Genomic DNA, 16,574 nt, shown 5'->3' with positions numbered 1-16,574 from the left:
ACGATGCGAAGCGAGTCGCTCTTGATCTTGATCTGAGGCGCCCCGTCAAACACGCTGGCCGAACGCAGGCTTGAATCCGTGGGTAACCCGGCAGGACGCCGGGTTAGCCGCGCTGGGCCAAGGATGGCCCATCGCGGCGGCCCACGGATTCAAGCCGGAGTGAGGGCACACCGAGCCTAAGCGAGGTGCCGAGTGTTGGGGCAAGAGCGTTTTGCTTACTTTTGCGCTTTTCAAAAGTGAGCCGCCGTAAGGGCGGAACCAATACCAGCCGTTACCGCAGCAACGGATATGTACACCTACTGACCAGGCCGCAACAACTGCATCTGCTGCCGATAATCATCCGTCACCTGCCGCGCCTGCCCACTACTGGTAATCACCTTAGGCGTAATCAACACAATCAACTCCGTCCGATCCTTCGACTTGCTAGTACTCCCAAACAACCACCGCAACCCCGGCACCCTACCCAGATAAGGCACAGCACTCACACTCTCCCCGTTGTCCTGCTTGATCAACCCGCCCAGCAACACCGTCTGCCCACTCTGCACCGCCACCTGCGTCGACACCGAACGCGTCGAAATACGCGGATTCACCGGCGTGTCGCTGTTCGCACTCTGACTCTCGGCATCACTGACCTGCTGCTGAATATCCATGTACACCAACCCACCCGGATTGATCCGCGGCACCACATCCAGAATCACCCCCGTCTGCACATACTCGACACTGCTCAACGTGGTATCCGCATCCCCCGTATTCACCGTCGTCTGGTTGATCGGAATGTTGTCCCCCACCTGAATCTGCGCCGGCTGGTTGTTCATCACCACCAGCGACGGCGCCGACAGCACCTGGGTGCGGCCATTGGTTTCCAGCGCATGCAACGCCACCTGCAGATTCGAACTGACAAACGAGTAGAACAACGAATCCGTCGCCCCCAACCCCGCCCCACCACCGCCGAGTGCGCCCTGGCTGCCGGAAGCATTGGCGACGGTGGTGCTGGAGGAATTGCCCGCCAGCCGCCCCAGGTACCACTGCACGCCCAAGTCCAGTTCACCGGTGAGCTTGACCTCTAGGATGCGCGTCTCGATCTGCACTTGCAGCGGCGGGTTATCGAGCCGCTTGATCGCCGCTTCGATCTCTTTCCACTGCGCGGGCCGGGTGCGCACCAGCAGTTGGTTGCTGCTCTTTTGCGCGGTAATGCGGGTGCCGGCTTCGAGCGCGCTGGTGGGCGCGACTTCCTTCTCGTCCGGCTCCGGCGCTTCGCCAGCAGGCGGATTGTTCTGCAAGCCGCCGGTATTGAGTGACGACAGGGTCGTGGTGCGCAGGCCAGGCGCGACCTTCGCCGGTGTGTCGTCCTTGATCGCGCCGGTGCCGTAGATCTGCCGAAGGTACTTGGCCAGGTCGGCGGCCTTCATGTTGCGCACGTCGTAGACGTACATCTGCGGCTCGTTGCCGCCGCCCTCGTCGATGGTGCGGATCCAGTCGCCGACTTCGCTGAGGTACTGCGGCTGGGAAGAAATCGCCACCACCGAGTTGGTCCGTTCAATCGGCAGAAAGCGCAGCATCCCGGCCAGGGGCATGCCGCTGTCAGGGCCGAACAGGCTTTGCAGTTGCGGCATCAATTCGGCCACGGAAGCCCGTTGCAGGCCGAACACGCCCACCGACATGCCTTTGAGCCAGTCCACGTCAAACGTGTCGATGGTGTCCTGGTAATTGGCCAGCTCATCCGGGGTGCCGGCCAGGCTCAGCACGTTGCGGGCTGGATCGACCAGTAAAAATGCATTCTCACGCGCGAACGGCTTGAGCAATTTCTGCATCTCGGTGGCGGAGATATAGCGCAGTGGGAACAACCGCGCCGAGAGGCCGCTGGACGGTTGCGCCACGCTCATCTGCGGCACCAGCTTGCCCGCCACCGCCTGGCTGGCGGGCAGGATCACGTAGCGATCACCCTGTTTGATCATGGCGTTGTCGGTCCAGGACAGCAGGGTTTCGAGGATCGACAGCGCCTGTTGTTTGTCCACCGGCTTGGAAGTGGAAAAGCTCACATTGCCCTTCACGCCTTGGGCGATGCTGTAGTTTTCATGCAGCAGGTCGCCCATCACGCTGTTGATCACGGCTTCGATGGGCTGGTCAGCGAAGTTGAAGACGATATCGCCGCTCTCCTCTTTCGCCACCGGCTGTGCTGCCGGCCCGCGCACGAACTGCTGGTTGCCACGGATCAGTTGGCGCTGCGTTGGTGTTTTAACCGCAGGCGGTGGACTTTCCGGCGCGGCTTGTTCGGTCGGCAAGCGTTGCGAGCCGGTGCCTTGCATCGCTTCGTGCAGCAGATCGTCGTCCGCATCCAGGCGGTCGGGGAAGGTTCCACAGCCGCTCAGGGCAAAAGCGGTCGCCAGGCAAAACGTTGAGGTGCGCATGTCGATCAAGGGAGGGGCTCGCGGGGCAAAGTGATGGGGGGCCGGTTGGACGGCGGCGGCAGGCGTTTGGCGTAGAGGCTCAAGGTTTGCGTGCGGCCATCCAGGCTGAATCGGGCGTATTGCGGGCTGAGGTGGTCCAGGCGCCAGCCGTTGGGCAGGGCCTGACCGAGGCGAACGGTCAGGGCGCGGCCGTCGCTTTGTTTAAGCATGGCCATTTGCAGGTTGCCGGTGATCATGATGCCGCTGAGGGTCAGGTTGGCCAGGCTGGTGACCTGGGCTTTGCCCACGACGCGATCCGGACTGCGGTCGGGGCTGAACAGCGGTGCTTGCCAAGTGGCGGCCAGGTTTTCCAGCGGGACACTCGGCGCGACCTGTACCTGGGCGGTGGGATGGGCGCGCGCGGGCGCTTCAGGCAGCCATTGCGGTTCATCACCGATGCTGCTGAGGATCACCGCCATCAACAGGCCCAGCAAACCCGACAAGCCGAGCAGGCCCCACTCCACGGGGCGTAATCTGCTGATCATGGCGTCACCCGCGCCGGTTGCAGGTAACCGCGCACCAGCAGGTGCACCACCAGCTTGCCCGCACCGCCACTGGCCGGCGCCTGTTGGCTGCGGCGGATGCGCAGTTCATCCACAAACAGGAACGGCGGCTGGTACTCCAGTTCATGCAGCAGCGCTTCCAGCGGTTCGATGGCGCAATCGAGGGTCAGGCTGACCTTGACCTGGCGATACGGCTCGCCGTCGTCCTGCTCCGGCGTGATGGGCTTGCGCTGGGTCAGGCTGCAACCGCCGCCGAGGTTGGTGTGGCTGTTGATCAGGTCGGCAAGGCGCTGCATCAGGTCGGCGGCCACCACGTCGGGGTCATCCCCCGGCAACAGGCTGGTGCTGCTGGCCGGGTCCTGGCGGGCTTGCTCAAGCTGTTGGCGCAGCGCATCACGTTGACGCAACACGCCGGCATAGCGCTGCTGTTGCTCGCGCAACTGTTCGGCCTGTTCGCCCATGTCGCGCAGGGGGCCGGCGAACCAGCTGTCGATCAGCAGCCAGTAGGCCGTGCCGAGGACCAACGCCAACACCAGCAAGGCAGCGCCACGGCGTTCACGGGGTGTGAGGGGTCGGCGCATCGGCGGCCTCCTGGCGTAGGTGGGCACGCAAGGCAAACTGGTCCTTGCCGGTACGGGCATCGGGTTGGATTACCCCTTCGAACTGGGCGTTTTCCAGGCTGCGGCAGCCTTTGATGCGGGTAATCAGTGCGCTGGCCTTGGCGCTTTGACCTGAGAGGGAAATCTCGCCGTCCTTCACGTCCAACTGATCCAGCCAGGTGTCGGCGGGCAGGCAAGTGGTCAGGTCGTTGAGTAGCGCGGCCAGGGGCGGTTGCGCCAGTTTGCGCCGGGTAAGGTACTGCGCCGCGCCCCGGGTATTGAGCAGTTGCTGGCGCAGGGCATGCACCTCGGCGACCTCGGCTTTCTGTTGCTGCACACTGGCGTGCATGGCGTCGATGACGCGTTGGCGGTCGTTGAGCCACAGCAGCATCGCTGCGATCAACAAGGCCCCGCACAACCACGGCAGGCTGCGTTGCAAACCCATGCCCGGCGGGCGTTGGCGCGGGCGCAGCGGCGGGGGCAGCAGGTCGATGCCGAGGTTGGCCGCATCCACGCGATGGGGATGCAGGCCTAGGGCGGTGCAGTCGCTGAGAATCTGGTCCAGGCGTTCGCGCAGGATCGCCACCAGCGTGACCTCAAGGTGGGTGGACGTGCGCCGTTCCTGGCGCGCGACGAAGTAGAGTTGGTCGGCCTCGAACGGGGTGTAGCGGTCCAGCTCATACCCGACCACGGCGCTCAGATTGCGCCCGGCGGCCAAAGGCAGTTGCACGCGCTGCAGCAGCACGGCATCCGCGCCAAGCATCAGCACCTGGCGCGCACTGTCCGACGTGGCTGGCGCCGCTAACGGCCAGTGGTGGATCTGCTCCGGCGGTTCTGGCCGTGCCAACCAACTCGGCACACAGGCGCGCAGCTCCGCGAGCCACAAGCGCCAACCCTGTTGCAACAGGCTGCCGCGCCAATGTCGGGCGATGGGTTCCAGTCGATTCATTCTTGCCAACGCAGCACCCGGTAGGGCTGTGCGCTGTCCTCCGATGGGCTCAATAAAACGGTGACTTGCAGCCGCGCCTGATAACCGCCAGGGCGCTCGGCGCGGCTGTCGACGACCAGCACTTCGCCCGGATCGGCACCTTCGGCGTTCTGGCGCGGCAGGTTCAGCGCCTTGCGCATCAGCGGGCTGGCGAAGGCGGGATCGGGGCGATCCAGGTCGCTCCACAGGGTGATCTCGGGCAGCAATTGGCTGTAGAGGGGTTGGGTCATGCCGGGCAGTTGGCGCACTTCTTCCAGCACCCGGAACGGCGCCAGGCCCTTTTGGCGGCGCGCTTCAAGGGCCTTCGACAGTTGCGTCGCCTGGGCCGGGGTGGCGCCGCAGGCCAGGGCCAGGCGCGTGAAATCCTGTGCCTCGGCGTTAATCAGGTAAAGCTTGCCGCGCTCGCTGCGCAGGCTGACGTGCAACTGGGCGTCATCAAACACCAACGGGATATCGCGCCCATCGGCCACCCAGCGCCGGTCAGCCATGACCAGGGCGATACCGGCTTCGGCGGCCAGCACGGCTTGTGTGTGCTGGCGCAGCCACAGGGCCTGTCGGCTTTCCAACTGCACCCAGCCGGCCAGGCCGCCGAGCAACACGCTGAGCAAGGCCAACACCCATAACACCAGCAGCAGGGCCGCACCGCGTTGGCGCCTCACTCTTCCACGCTCCCGCTGGACAGGTTCAAGCGCAAAGCAATCACCTGGGTGACCCAGGGCACCGGGCCGTCGGCGTTGGCGGCGATGCGCACGGCAGCAGGCAGACGTTTGGGCCATGGCCACTCACTGACCCAGCCGGTGGGTTGACCCAGCGGTGACACGCCGCGATAGCTGAACTGCAACCCTTCGATGTTTCTCAGCAGCACCTGCGGTTCACGCTGAGAAAAGCCGACCCGCAAATCCTGTTCGACCGGTTGCAGGCTGAACCGGTGGATCCCACCACCGAGCACACCGGGCAAGGTCGAGACAAACTCCAGCCGCTGCGCCGTGCCGACAAAAAAACCATCGCCCTCGCCCACCGCCAGCGGCAACGCCTCGCTGATCGCCGTGCGTAAAAACTGTTGAGCGGCGCGCACTTCATCCAGACTCACGGTATACGCCTGGGCCTTGGACACGGCACGATTGGCACCCAGCAATGCGCCCCCAACCAGCACCAGCAAAACGCCCAACAAACTGAGCACTACGAGGATTTCCAGCAAGGTAAAGCCCTGCTCGCGGCGCTTCACAGGCGCGCCTTCAAGGTGCTGAAACGAGCCTGGTGCGGGCCTTCGCTGAGCGTCAGGTCGAGGCGAAACACATGCGTCTGTTGCCGGGTGCTGATCAGTTGCCAGTGAATACCGTCGAGCTCGCCTTGGCTGACGCCGTTACTCAATCGTCCCGCTGCCTCCTGATCGAAAATCGTCAGCGCCGCATGAGTAAGCCGATCACTGTGGGCCACTTGGGACAACGAGCGCGCGCTCTGGCCGAACGCAACCAGCAGCACCGTGCTGCACACCGCCATCAGCGTCAGCGCGGCGAGCATTTCCAGCAGCGTGAACCCGGCCTGGTGCTTCATGGCAGCGCCTTGGATTGCACGCTGCCGGTGAGCCAGCCGATATCGATGCGCCAACGCCGGGTGCCATTCGCCAATAGAAGATTGCCGCCCGTGGAGCTACCGTCGGGATAGAACTCGACGGCGGGGCCCACCTGCTCGGCGGTGTGCAGTGTCACTTGCAGCTCGGACGGCCACCGTTGCAGCGCACGTCCCGGCGCCTGGAACGTACGGTCTTGCATATCGAATGAAGTCCGTGCCGCCTGCCCGCTGACTATCGCCCCCGCCCGCGTGGTGCGCAGCGCTTCCACCACCAGCCCCACCGCGCGGCGCTCTTTTGCCGCCTGCAGGCCCTGGCGCACGCCCAGCCCCAGCAAGCTGGCGGCGAGGCTGATCAACAGGATCACCACCAGCATCTCCAGCAGGGTAAAGCCGCGCTGGACCATGGCCGCGTTACTCCCAATTGCCCAGGTCGGCGCTATAACCTTCGCCGCCCGGCTGGCCATCCTGACCGTAAAAGATCAGGTCGAAGGCGCCGTGCTCGCCGGGAAAACGATAGCCGAAGGCATGCCCGAACGGGTCCTTGAGGTCAGACGGTTTGGCATAACCGCCGGGCCTGTCCACCAACTGTTGCAGGCTGGTGGGCGGCGCGCCGACGTCGAGCGCGTAGCTGTCGATCTTCATGCTCAGGCTGGCCAGCTGCGCCTTGCCCGCACCGTACTTGCCCTTATCCACATTGCCGCCGACCTGGCGCACGACAATGGTGGCAACAATACCCAGCAACACGATCACCGCGAGCATTTCCAACAGGGTGAAACCGCTTTGGCGGCGTGGTTTTCTCATGGGTCAAGCTCCTTCATATATTGCTGGTCAGGCTCATCAGCGGCAGCATGATCGCCAACATGATCACCGCCACCAGCACCGCCATGACCACGGTCAGGGACGGCACCAGTGCGGCAAGCAGGCGGTCGATGCCGCGCTTGGCTTCGACGTCGAAGATGTCGGCGACCTTGAGCAACATGCTGTCGAGTTCGCCGGCCTGTTCGCCGACTTCAATCATTTGCAGCGCCAGCTCGGGCAACAGCGGCTGGCTGCCGAACGCGCTGGCGAGAGTACCGCCGCCTTTTACCGATTCCGTCGCATGGCCCACTTGAGCCCGCAACGCGCGGTTGGTGCAGACGTGCCGCGCAATCACCAAGGCTTGCAGCAACGCCACGCCATTGTTGAGCAGCGTGCCGAGGGTGCGCGTCAGGCGTGCCGCTTCGACCCGTTGCAACAACGGGCCGATCACGCGCATGCCGAGCAGGCGTCGATCGTATTGTTCTCGAAATGCCGGATTGCGCAGGCGTACGGCCCAGCAGCCACCGCTGACGATCAGCCCGGCCAACACCACCAGGCCATAGCTGCCCAGGAACTCACCCAAGGCCAGAATCACCTCGGTAATCAACGGAATCGGCACGCCCAGGTCCTGGAAGATCGGCACGAACTGCGGCACCACATACGCCAGCAACAACGCCAGGGAACCAAGCACGCCCACCACCAGAAAGGCCGGATAGATCAGCGCATTGATCACCTCGCCGCGCAGCCGCTCGCTGCGTTCCAGGTAATCGCTGAGCTGACGCAGGGTACTTTCCAGCGCGCCACCGGCCTCACCGGCACGCACCATGCTCAGGTACAACGGTGAGAAGCTGTCGCCCTCGTGTTCCAACGCGGCGGACAGTGGTTTGCCGGCCTTTACGTGATCGCGGATGCGCTCGATCAGCGCGCGCACCTGAGCGGGGCCGGGTTGCTTGAGCAACAGGGTCAACGAGCGTTCCAGAGGCTGGCCGGCCCCCAACAGCGTCGCCAACTGCTGGGTAAAACTCACCAACGCCGTGCCCTTCAACTGCCCACGTGGGTTGCGCAGCAAGGGTCTGCCGGCTGCTTCAATCTGCAACAGCAACAGGCCGCGCTTGTGCAAGGCGGCGACGGCGGCAACTTGATCCGTGGCTTCCAGCGTACCGTTCTGCGGCACGCCCTGGTTGTCCAAGGCGCGGAACTTGAACAGGCTCACGCGCCGTCCCCACGGGTGACGCGCAGCACTTCTTCCAACGAGGTAATACCGGCCAAGGCCTGACGCAGCCCTTCTTCATACAGGGTGCGCAAACCGGCGCGGCGTGCGGCCTGTTCCAGCGTGGCGGCATCGGCGTGACGCATCAGCAGGCTGCGCAGCTCATCGTTCATCACCAGCAGCTCAGTGAGCGCACTGCGACCGTGATAGTCCCCGCGATAGAGCAGGATCGGACGCTGCTCGGTCAGGCGATCCAGGCCATGTTCGGCGATCAGTTCCGGCGGCGCTTCAAAGGCCGCGCGGCTGGCCGGGTCCAAGCGCCGCACCAGGCGCTGGGCGAGAATGCCGCTGACGGTCGAGGCGATCAGGTAGCTTTCCACGCCCATGTCCAGCAGCCGCGTGATACTTGCCGCGGCGCTGTTGGTGTGCAGGGTGGAAAGGACGAGGTGCCCGGTCAGCGACGATTGAATGGCGATGCGGCAGGTTTCCAGGTCGCGGATCTCGCCGATCATGATCACGTCCGGGTCCTGGCGCACGATGGAACGCAGTGCCCCGGCGAAGTCCAGGCCGATGGCGGGCTTGACCTGGATCTGGTTGATGCCTTCGAGCTGGTACTCCACCGGGTCTTCCACGGTGATGATCTTGCGCTCGGCGGTGTTGAGCCGCGACAGCGCCGTGTAGAGCGTGGTGGTCTTGCCGGAACCGGTGGGCCCGGTGACCAGCAGGATGCCGTGGGGCCGCTCCAACAGGTCGAGGAAGCTGGCCAGGCGCTGGCCGTCGAAGCCCAGGCTCGGGAAGTCGAACTGCACAGTTTGCCGGTCCAGCAGGCGCAGCACCACCGACTCGCCGAAACTGGTGGGCACCGTGGACACCCGCAGGTCGAGCTCCTTGCCCTGGATGCGCAGCATGATGCGCCCGTCCTGGGGTAGCCGACGTTCGGCGATGTCCAGCCGCGCCATGATCTTCACCCGCGAGATCACCGCCGCCGACGAACTGACCGGCGGCGCTTCAGCGTCGTGCAGTACGCCGTCGATGCGATAGCGCACCTTGAGGTGGTTTTCGAAGGGTTCGATATGGATATCCGAGGCGCGCTGCTCCACGGCGCGTTGCAGGATCAAGTTCACCAGCCGGATCACCGGCGCTTCGGAGGCCATGTCCTTGAGGTGTTCGATATCTTCCTGGGCGCCGCCCTGCTCATCAAGGTTCTCGATCAGGGTGCCCATGGCCGAGCGGCCCTGGCCGTAGTAACGCTCGATCAACGTGTCGACTTCATTGCGCGGGCCGATGGCCAGCCACACCGGCACCTGGCACGCATAGGCCAGGGCCTCGAACGGATAACGTTGCGCAGGGTTGGCCGCCAGTACCCGCAGGCCGTTCTGGTGCCAGCCCATGGGCACCACTTGGTAGTGACGCATGAAGCGTTCGGTCAGCGCAGGCAAAGGATCGAGCAGCGGCGGCGCGGCGTCGGCCAGCAACAGCGGCGCGTCGAGCAACGCGGCCCAGGCACGGGCCAATTCAACTTCGGAGACCAGGCCCAGGCGTGTCAGCAGACTCAACAGATCGTCTGTGGACAGGCGTCGGGCGCGCTCCAGGTCCACCGTTTTCAGCCCGGCATGCTGCATCAGCCACGCACACACCTGCTCGGTGTGCGGGATCTGCATCTGGCAGGCATCGATAGGCGCTGACGACATAATGTTCAGGTATCTAGTGTTGCGAGAAAGTATGGCTATTTGAAACTACGGAAACATGCCACTAGTTAGCCATAACCCAGGGAAAGTAAGCCGGGGTTATCGACTGGAAGTTATAGACCTAGTTCCTGAAACAGGGGAATAAAATAAACATAATTGCCAAGACCCTTGCGCCAGAGCCTTAGCAGCTAATAGCCATCATCCCACTAGTTGCAATTAGCCACTTAGGCGCTTTCACGCACAATCAAACGGCATTCCAATAAATTCAAACGCGTTACTTCATCTTCTACAGGCAGCACACCCAAACTTTCAAGGACGCGCGTAGCGGCCAACACACCTATTTCCATTGCGGGCGGTTTGATCGTACTCAGGCTCGGCAACAGCATTTCGGCAAACGGGTAATCGCCGAAACCGAGCACTGCGCACTTCTCGGGGATCTTCAGCCGCGCCCGCTGCCCAGCCAGCAGACCACCGGCCGCCAGGTTGTCATTGGCGAAAAATATCGCATCCGGCGGCGTTGCGTGACTCATCAGCGCTTCCATCGCCTGTTTGCCGGCGTCGAAAGGCGCGCGATCCGCGTCGGGAGCGAAGACCCAGGGCTGCACACCCAACGCGATCAAGGTCGCGGCGAAGCCCTCACCCCGCTCCATGGCGCTGAAGTCCCCGGCTGCGCTGTTCTGCACGAAAGCAAGGCGCCGATAACCCTGCCCATGCAGATAGCGCGCAGCGGTGACGCCCACTTCGTAGTGGGAAAACCCGATCTGCAAGGGCGCGCGCTCGGGCACGTAGTCCCAGGTTTCTACCACCGGAATATCCGCGTCGGCGATCATCTTTTCAGTCGCCGCGCTGTGGAAGCGGCTGGTCAGTACCAGCGCCGCCGGCGACCAGCCAAGGAACGCACGCACCGCGCTCTCTTCCTGCTCGGCGCTGAAGTAACTCGACGCCAACAACAGTTGATAGCCATGCCGGCTGAGGGTGTCGCTGAAGCCCTGGATGGTATTGGCAAAGATCGGCCCCGAGATGTTCGGGATCACCATCGCCACGATGCGCCCACGCGCCGACGCCAGCCCGCCGGCCACCAGGTTGGGCACGTAACCCAACTCGGCCACCACCTCGGCGATGCGCTCGCGGCGTTCGGGTGACACCTGTTCCGGCTGGTTGAAGTAACGCGACACGGTAATCGCCGACACCCCGGCCTGGCGGGCCACGGTATTCAAGGTGACACGCCCGGCGCCACGGCGTTTGCGCGGTTTGTCTTCGCTCAAGGGATAATCCTGTTAAAAACCAAAAAGAATATAGGACTAATTTTTCAGTATTTGACGTTCTAAACATGACCTACCAATAATGCCGATGTTAGCGCTAACAAAGCGCGTTGTCTGCTACTCGCTCGAGCGAATGCCAAAGACATTTCACAGGCGCTGACGGTCGCAAGAACCGCAGCGGTTCAGGGCAATCTTTTCGAGCGGGCACAGCATGCACACCTTCCAACGCAGCACTTTTCTGATACTGGCCGGGTTGACCGCCCTGCCCGCCCCCGGTGCCTTTGCGGCCGATGCGCAGGAGCCGACACTCAAATCCGTGACCGTCACCGCCACGCGCCGCGAAGAATCGCTGCAAAAAGTCCCGGTGGCCGTCTCGGTCCTCGATGGCGAACAGCTGGAGCGCGACAACCGCAACGGCGTGGCGAGCATCGCGCAGCAGGTGCCGTCGCTGAACTTCCGCACCGGCGCCTCCAACAAGGACACCTCGCTGTTCGTGCGCGGCGTGGGCACCATTTCCACCTCCCCCGGCGTCGAGCCGACGGTGGCCACGGTGATCGACGGCGTGGTCTACGCCCGCCCCGGCCAGGCCACGCTTGACCTGCTCGACCTGGAACGCATCGAGGTGCTGCGCGGCCCCCAAGGCACGCTGTTCGGCAAGAACGCCTCGGCCGGTGTGTTGAACATCACCAGCAAGGCGCCCACCGCCGAGACTCATGGCTATATCGACCAGTCGTACTACAGCGGCAACGAAAGCCGTACCCGGTTCGGCATCGGCGGCAGCCTGGTGCCGGATGTGCTCAAGGGTTCGATCAGTACGCTGTTCGGCAGCTACGACGGTAATGTCGACAACCAGCACAATGGCCAGGAGGTCAACGGCTACAACCACAAGGGCATTCGCGGCAAGTTGGAATTCACCCCCAACGACGACCTGAAACTGACCCTGATCGCCGACTACATGCAGTCCCACGACGACGCGCCGAACGGCGTGGTCAGCAAGTCCCTGACCCCGGCGTTCGCCAACGCGCTGAGCCCGGTGCGGGCCTCCAGCGACAACCGCGACATCAACACCGATACCCGCAGCCACGTGGAAGACACCAACAAAGGCCTGTCCGCCCAGTTGGACTGGAACCTCGGCGACTACACCCTGACGTCGATCACCGCCTGGCGCGGTTGGGACAACACCCAATACCAAGACGGCGACCGCCTTGGCACGGTGACCGCCGCGTTTCCCGGTACCGCCGACAAAGGCCAGCTTGAGTTCAACCAGTACTCCCAGGAACTGCGCCTGGCCTCACCTAAAGGTGAATTCCTAGAATATGTCGGCGGCCTGTTCTACATGCACGGCAAGGATGAAGAAACCTATCAGCGCACCCTCACCACCACCACGCGTACCGACCGCGGCATCGCCAACTACAGCACCACCAACGACAGCTACGCGGTGTTCGGCGAGGCCACGCTGAACTTCACCTCGCGGTTTCGTGGCATCGCCGGCCTGCGCTACACCCACGATGACCTGGAATACGATCACCGCCGCGCCTCCACTTCGGCCACCACGGTCAGTGGGATTCAGCCGGCCACCTCCAGTTCCGGTTCCGTGGACGAAGACGGTTGGTCCGGTCGCCTGGGCGTGCAGTACGACATCAGCGATAGCGTCACCAGCTACCTGACCTATTCGCGCGGCTACAAAGGCCCGGCCTACAACGTGTTCTTCAATATGCAGCCGCGCGACACCGACGCGCTCAAGCCGGAAACCTCCAACACCTGGGAAGCCGGGATCAAGGCCACCGCCTGGAACAACCGCCTGACCACCAACCTGGCGGTGTTCCACAGCGATTACGACAACTACCAGGCCAACTTTTTCGACACCGTCGCCGGGCAAGTCGTGACGCGCCTGATCAACGCCGGCAGCGTCAGCACCGAAGGCGTCGAGCTGGATTACGCCTTGCAGGCCACCCAGCAACTCAAGCTGTCCGGGGCCCTGGCCTACACCCGCGCGCGCATCGACGAATTCGCCTGCCCGGCCGGTGCCGCCGCGACCTGCAACGTGAATGGCAAGCCGCTGCCTTTCAGCCCGGACTGGAAAAGCTACGTGCGCGCCGACTACACCATCCCGCTGGATAATGGCCTGGACATCGAACTGGGCACCGACTACAGCTGGCAGAGCGAAGTGCAGTACGACATCAGCCAGAACCTTGACACCAAACAAGGTGCCTACGGCATCTGGAACGCCAGCGTGGCCCTGGCCGACTACAGCAATGGCTGGCGCGTCGCATTCCTGGCGAAGAACCTCGCCGACAAATCCTACTCACCGCTGCTGGCCAGCGGCGGCAACTACATCTACCGCGCCGTGCCCCGTGACGACGAACGTTACTTCGGCGTGCAACTGCGCAAGGATTTCTAAGCATGAGCCGTCAACTGAAACTCGGCGCCTTCCTCATGGCCACCGGGCACCACGTCGCCGCCTGGCGCCACCCGGACGTGCCGGCAAATGCCGGGCTGGATTTTGCCCAGTACAAGCACCTGGCGCGGGTGGCTGAAGCGGCCAAGTTCGATGCGCTGTTCGTGGCGGATAGCATTGCGGCAGCCACGGGTGAAATCGCCAGCCATATGGCGCGTTCGGATCACTTCGAACCGCTGACTCTGCTTTCGGCGTTGAGTGCGGTGACGGACCACATCGGCCTGATCGCCACGGCGACCACCACCTATAACGAGCCCTACCACGTGGCGCGCAAATTCGCCTCGCTGGATCACCTGTCCGGAGGCCGTGCAGGCTGGAACCTGGTCACCTCGGACGCCGCTGCCGAAGCGCAGAATTTCGGCCGCGATGAACACCTCGGCCACGCCGAGCGCTACAGCCGCGCCAGGGAGTTTCATCACGTCGTGACCGGGTTGTGGGACAGCTGGGAAGACGATGCCTTCGTGCGGGACAAGGCCAGCGGCAACTACTACGACCCGGCGAAACAGCATGTGCTGGACCATGTCGGTGAACATTTCCGCGTCAAGGGCCCGCTGAACGTGGCGCGCTCGCCGCAGGGCCACCCGGTGATCGTGCAGGCGGGCTCATCGGAAACCGGCCGTGAACTGGCGGCGCAAACGGCAGAAGTGGTGTTTACCGCGCAAACCTCGCTGGAAAATGCGCAGGCGTTTTATGCGGATCTCAAAGGACGGCTTGAGCCATACGGGCGTGAGCCGGATTCGCTGAAAATCATGCCGGGGGTGTTTGTGGTGGTCGGGCAAACCGAGGCCGACGCCCAGGCTAAGTTCGAAGCGTTCCAGGACCTGGTCGAGCCCGAAGTGGGCGTCGCCCTGTTGGGCCGCATGCTGGGTAATTTCGACTTGTCCGGCTATCCGTTGGACGGGCCGTTGCCGCAATTGCCGTTGACCGACAGCGGGCAGCGCAGCCGTCAACAATTGCTGAGTGACCTGGCCCACCGCGAACAACTGACTCTCGGCCAGCTGGGCCGACGGATCGCGGGTGGTCGCGGGCATTACAGCCTGATCGGCACGCCCGCGCAGATCGCCGATGAGCTGCAACGCTGGTTCGAAAACGGCGCCGCCGATGGCTTCAACATCCTGGTGCCGCACCTGCCGGGCGGGCTGGAGGATTTCGCCCAAGGGGTCGTGCCGGAGCTGCAACGGCGCGGTCTGTTCCGTACCGAATACAGCGGCACTACCTTGCGTGAAAACCTCGGGTTGGCGCGCCCCGAAAACCGCTTCAAAAAGGACGATGCATGAAGATTCCGGCGCTGTTACTGGCCCTGCTGGCCGTCACTCAAACCGCACTGGCGGCCGACCCCGCGACCCTGCGCATCGGCTACCAGAAAGGCTCCATCGCCCTGGTGCTCGCCAAGGAACATAGCCTGCTGGAAAAACGCTTCCCGCACACCGAAGTGAAGTGGATCGAATTCCCCGCCGGCCCGCAGATGCTTGAAGCACTGAACGTAGGCGCACTGGACGTGGGCTCGACCGGCGACATCCCGCCGCTGTTCGCCCAGGCGGCGGGCGCGGACCTGGTCTACATAGGCGCCGAACCGCCCAAGCCCAGCGCCGAAACCATCCTGGTGCGCAACGACAGCCCGCTGCATTCAGTGGCGGACCTGAAGGGCAAGAAAGTCGCCTTCCAGAAGGGTTCCAGTTCCCACAACCTGATCCTGCGCGCCCTGAACAACGCCGGGCTGAGCTACAAGGATATCCAGCCGGTGTACCTGCCACCTGCCGACGCGCGCGCGGCGTTCGAACAAGGCAGCGTGGATGCCTGGGCCATCTGGGAGCCCTATTCATCCTTGGCATTGAGCCAAAGCCCCAGCCATGTGCTGGCCAATGGCGAAGGCCTGGGTTTGTCGGGGCCGGTGTATACCGCGCGGCGCGACTATGCGAAGGCCAATGGCGTGTTTGTACATGACCTGCTAGATGAGCTCAGCGCTGCCGAAGCGCTCACCCGCAGCCAGCGTGAAGACAGCCTCAAGGTGTTGACCGAATTCATGGGCCTGCCCGCTGAGGTGATCGCACGGTACATGGACAACCGCCCGCCTTCGCCGATTTTGCCGATTAACGAGAAGATCATCCAGGCACAGCAAGCCACGGCAGATTTGTTTTATCAGAATCGGTTGTTGCCCAAGGCAATTGACGTCAGCAAAGTCGTATGGAGATCTGCAGGCAACTGAGGTCAAGAATGTGGGAGCTGGCTTGCCTGCTCCCACATTTGAATCGCGTCAGACGTGACAACGGGTGCTTTTTTCCACTACGCACATCGGCGCGCCAGACACCGGCTCATTGATGATCTGCACCTGCACATCGAACACCTGGCGCATCAACTCGGCATTGATCACTTGCCCCGGCGCACCATCAACCACCAACTTGCCGCCGTGCATCACCGCCAGGTGGTCGGCGTAGCGGCAAGCCTGGTTGATGTCGTGCAACACCGTGATCACGGTCTTGCCTTCAGCGGCCAATTCGCCCATCAAGTCCATGAGTTCGACTTGATGGCTGATGTCGAGGTAGGTGGTGGGTTCATCCAGCAACACCACCGGCGCATTCTGCGCCAACACCATCGCCAGCCAAGCACGTTGGCGCTGGCCGCCGGACAGATCGGCCAATGCGCGGTCAGCCAACACGTCCAGTTCCAGGCGCTGCATGGCATGGGTCACGTGGGATTGATCACTGCCGCTCAAGCGTCCCCACAGCGAGTTATGCGGGCTGCGGCCATAGGCGATCAACTGGCGCACGCTGACACCTTCCGGCACCGGCAGCACCTGCGGCAAGAACGCGATCTGCCGCGCCAACTCGCGGGCGGACAGGCTGGCGTAGGCCTGGCCATCCAGGGTCAACTCGCCCTGGGTTGGCTTGAGGATGCGCGCGAAGGCCTTGAGCAAGGTCGACTTGCCGCACCCATTGGGGCCGATCAAGGCGGTGACCTTCCCGGTCGGCGGCGCAAAGGACAGGCCTTGCACGATGCGCGTGGTGCCGTAGCCAATGTCGAGCTGCCGTGCGTGAAGAATACTCATGTG

The 16,574-nt window shown here is 63.4% G+C and carries 16 protein-coding genes; 3 read left to right on the top strand and 13 right to left on the bottom strand.

The window, feature by feature from the left end; translation table 11 throughout:
• Nucleotides 1-296: 296 nt before the first annotated feature.
• The 12 genes from gspD to EJ576_RS28665 all read right to left on the bottom strand — a co-directional run bounded on the left by gspD (nucleotide 297) and on the right by EJ576_RS28665 (nucleotide 11,070).
• Complete coding sequence (gspD, locus tag EJ576_RS28720; protein WP_126571684.1) at nucleotides 297-2,408, bottom strand: type II secretion system secretin GspD; 2,112 nt, start codon at nucleotides 2,406-2,408, stop codon at nucleotides 297-299.
• Between the two features lie 5 nt (nucleotides 2,409-2,413).
• Nucleotides 2,414-2,932 carry a general secretion pathway protein GspN gene (locus EJ576_RS28715; protein ID WP_123474299.1) on the bottom strand — a complete coding sequence of 173 codons (519 nt, stop codon included), beginning with the start codon at nucleotides 2,930-2,932 and terminating at the stop codon, nucleotides 2,414-2,416.
• Nucleotides 2,929-3,531, bottom strand: a complete 603-nt coding sequence (gene gspM / locus EJ576_RS28710; protein ID WP_122726077.1) for a type II secretion system protein GspM — start codon at nucleotides 3,529-3,531, stop codon at nucleotides 2,929-2,931. The genes EJ576_RS28715 and gspM overlap by 4 nt, the downstream gene beginning before the upstream one ends.
• Entirely contained in the window at nucleotides 3,506-4,498 is a 993-nt protein-coding gene (locus EJ576_RS28705) for a PilN domain-containing protein (RefSeq protein WP_126571683.1), read from the bottom strand. Before EJ576_RS28705 ends, gspM begins: the two co-directional genes overlap by 26 nt.
• Nucleotides 4,495-5,196 (bottom strand): general secretion pathway protein GspK, encoded by a 702-nt coding sequence (locus EJ576_RS28700; RefSeq protein WP_126571682.1) that lies wholly within the window; start codon nucleotides 5,194-5,196, stop codon nucleotides 4,495-4,497. The genes EJ576_RS28705 and EJ576_RS28700 overlap by 4 nt, the downstream gene beginning before the upstream one ends.
• Entirely contained in the window at nucleotides 5,193-5,762 is a 570-nt protein-coding gene (locus tag EJ576_RS28695; protein WP_126571681.1) for a prepilin-type N-terminal cleavage/methylation domain-containing protein, read from the bottom strand. Before EJ576_RS28695 ends, EJ576_RS28700 begins: the two co-directional genes overlap by 4 nt.
• Nucleotides 5,759-6,091, bottom strand: coding sequence for a type II secretion system protein (locus tag EJ576_RS28690; RefSeq protein WP_122726069.1), 333 nt, complete (start codon nucleotides 6,089-6,091; stop codon nucleotides 5,759-5,761). The genes EJ576_RS28695 and EJ576_RS28690 overlap by 4 nt, the downstream gene beginning before the upstream one ends.
• On the bottom strand, nucleotides 6,088-6,513 hold the full coding sequence (locus EJ576_RS28685) for a prepilin-type N-terminal cleavage/methylation domain-containing protein (RefSeq protein ID WP_126571680.1): 426 nt from the start codon (nucleotides 6,511-6,513) through the stop codon (nucleotides 6,088-6,090). The genes EJ576_RS28690 and EJ576_RS28685 overlap by 4 nt, the downstream gene beginning before the upstream one ends.
• Before the next feature lie 7 nt (nucleotides 6,514-6,520).
• Nucleotides 6,521-6,910, bottom strand: a complete 390-nt coding sequence (locus tag EJ576_RS28680; RefSeq protein WP_016978124.1) for a type II secretion system protein GspG — start codon at nucleotides 6,908-6,910, stop codon at nucleotides 6,521-6,523.
• Nucleotides 6,911-6,923: 13 nt separating this feature from the next.
• Complete coding sequence (gene gspF / locus EJ576_RS28675) at nucleotides 6,924-8,120, bottom strand: type II secretion system inner membrane protein GspF (RefSeq protein ID WP_126571679.1); 1,197 nt, start codon at nucleotides 8,118-8,120, stop codon at nucleotides 6,924-6,926.
• The gene (gene gspE, locus EJ576_RS28670) at nucleotides 8,117-9,778 is read right to left on the bottom strand and encodes a type II secretion system ATPase GspE (protein WP_371923962.1); all 1,662 of its coding nucleotides are present in this window, start codon (nucleotides 9,776-9,778) and stop codon (nucleotides 8,117-8,119) included. Before gspE ends, gspF begins: the two co-directional genes overlap by 4 nt.
• Nucleotides 9,779-10,029: 251 nt before the next feature.
• Nucleotides 10,030-11,070, bottom strand: coding sequence for a LacI family DNA-binding transcriptional regulator (locus tag EJ576_RS28665; protein WP_126571677.1), 1,041 nt, complete (start codon nucleotides 11,068-11,070; stop codon nucleotides 10,030-10,032).
• 208 nt (nucleotides 11,071-11,278) lie between these two features.
• On the opposite strand from EJ576_RS28665, the gene EJ576_RS28660 reads away from it, so the two are divergent.
• Genes EJ576_RS28660 through EJ576_RS28650 form a run of 3 tightly spaced genes read left to right on the top strand, consistent with a single transcriptional unit; the run spans nucleotide 11,279 to nucleotide 15,731 of the window.
• Nucleotides 11,279-13,468, top strand: coding sequence for a TonB-dependent receptor (locus tag EJ576_RS28660; RefSeq protein ID WP_126571676.1), 2,190 nt, complete (start codon nucleotides 11,279-11,281; stop codon nucleotides 13,466-13,468).
• A 2-nt stretch (nucleotides 13,469-13,470) separates the two neighbouring features.
• Entirely contained in the window at nucleotides 13,471-14,802 is a 1,332-nt protein-coding gene (locus tag EJ576_RS28655; RefSeq protein WP_123474308.1) for an LLM class flavin-dependent oxidoreductase, read from the top strand.
• Nucleotides 14,799-15,731, top strand: a complete 933-nt coding sequence (locus EJ576_RS28650; RefSeq protein WP_126571675.1) for a sulfonate ABC transporter substrate-binding protein — start codon at nucleotides 14,799-14,801, stop codon at nucleotides 15,729-15,731. Before EJ576_RS28655 ends, EJ576_RS28650 begins: the two co-directional genes overlap by 4 nt.
• Before the next feature lie 48 nt (nucleotides 15,732-15,779).
• Here the strand turns inward: EJ576_RS28650 and fecE are convergent, their stop codons facing one another.
• The gene (gene fecE, locus EJ576_RS28645) at nucleotides 15,780-16,571 is read right to left on the bottom strand and encodes a Fe(3+) dicitrate ABC transporter ATP-binding protein FecE (protein WP_126571674.1); all 792 of its coding nucleotides are present in this window, start codon (nucleotides 16,569-16,571) and stop codon (nucleotides 15,780-15,782) included.
• Nucleotides 16,572-16,574 lie beyond the last annotated feature (3 nt).

Source organism: Pseudomonas sp. C 49-2, assembly GCF_003970195.1.
Lineage (GTDB): Bacteria > Pseudomonadota > Gammaproteobacteria > Pseudomonadales > Pseudomonadaceae > Aquipseudomonas > Aquipseudomonas canadensis.
Note: the sequence above shows the minus strand (reverse complement) of the source record. Positions and strands in the feature narration are given on the sequence as shown.

What these genes read in the sequence shown, in the direction of transcription:
- gspD (WP_126571684.1), bottom strand. Translation starts at nt 2,408, where the DNA reads ATGCGCACCTCAACGTTTTGCCTGGCGACCGCTTTTGCCCTGAGCGGC.
- EJ576_RS28715 (WP_123474299.1), bottom strand. Translation starts at nt 2,932, where the DNA reads ATGATCAGCAGATTACGCCCCGTGGAGTGGGGCCTGCTCGGCTTGTCG.
- gspM (WP_122726077.1), bottom strand. Translation starts at nt 3,531, where the DNA reads ATGCGCCGACCCCTCACACCCCGTGAACGCCGTGGCGCTGCCTTGCTG.
- EJ576_RS28705 (WP_126571683.1), bottom strand. Translation starts at nt 4,498, where the DNA reads ATGAATCGACTGGAACCCATCGCCCGACATTGGCGCGGCAGCCTGTTG.
- EJ576_RS28690 (WP_122726069.1), bottom strand. Translation starts at nt 6,091, where the DNA reads ATGAAGCACCAGGCCGGGTTCACGCTGCTGGAAATGCTCGCCGCGCTG.
- EJ576_RS28685 (WP_126571680.1), bottom strand. Translation starts at nt 6,513, where the DNA reads ATGGTCCAGCGCGGCTTTACCCTGCTGGAGATGCTGGTGGTGATCCTG.
- EJ576_RS28680 (WP_016978124.1), bottom strand. Translation starts at nt 6,910, where the DNA reads ATGAGAAAACCACGCCGCCAAAGCGGTTTCACCCTGTTGGAAATGCTC.
- gspE (WP_371923962.1), bottom strand. Translation starts at nt 9,778, where the DNA reads ATGCAGATCCCGCACACCGAGCAGGTGTGTGCGTGGCTGATGCAGCAT.
- EJ576_RS28660 (WP_126571676.1), top strand. Translation starts at nt 11,279, where the DNA reads ATGCACACCTTCCAACGCAGCACTTTTCTGATACTGGCCGGGTTGACC.
- EJ576_RS28655 (WP_123474308.1), top strand. Translation starts at nt 13,471, where the DNA reads ATGAGCCGTCAACTGAAACTCGGCGCCTTCCTCATGGCCACCGGGCAC.
- EJ576_RS28650 (WP_126571675.1), top strand. Translation starts at nt 14,799, where the DNA reads ATGAAGATTCCGGCGCTGTTACTGGCCCTGCTGGCCGTCACTCAAACC.
- fecE (WP_126571674.1), bottom strand. Translation starts at nt 16,571, where the DNA reads ATGAGTATTCTTCACGCACGGCAGCTCGACATTGGCTACGGCACCACG.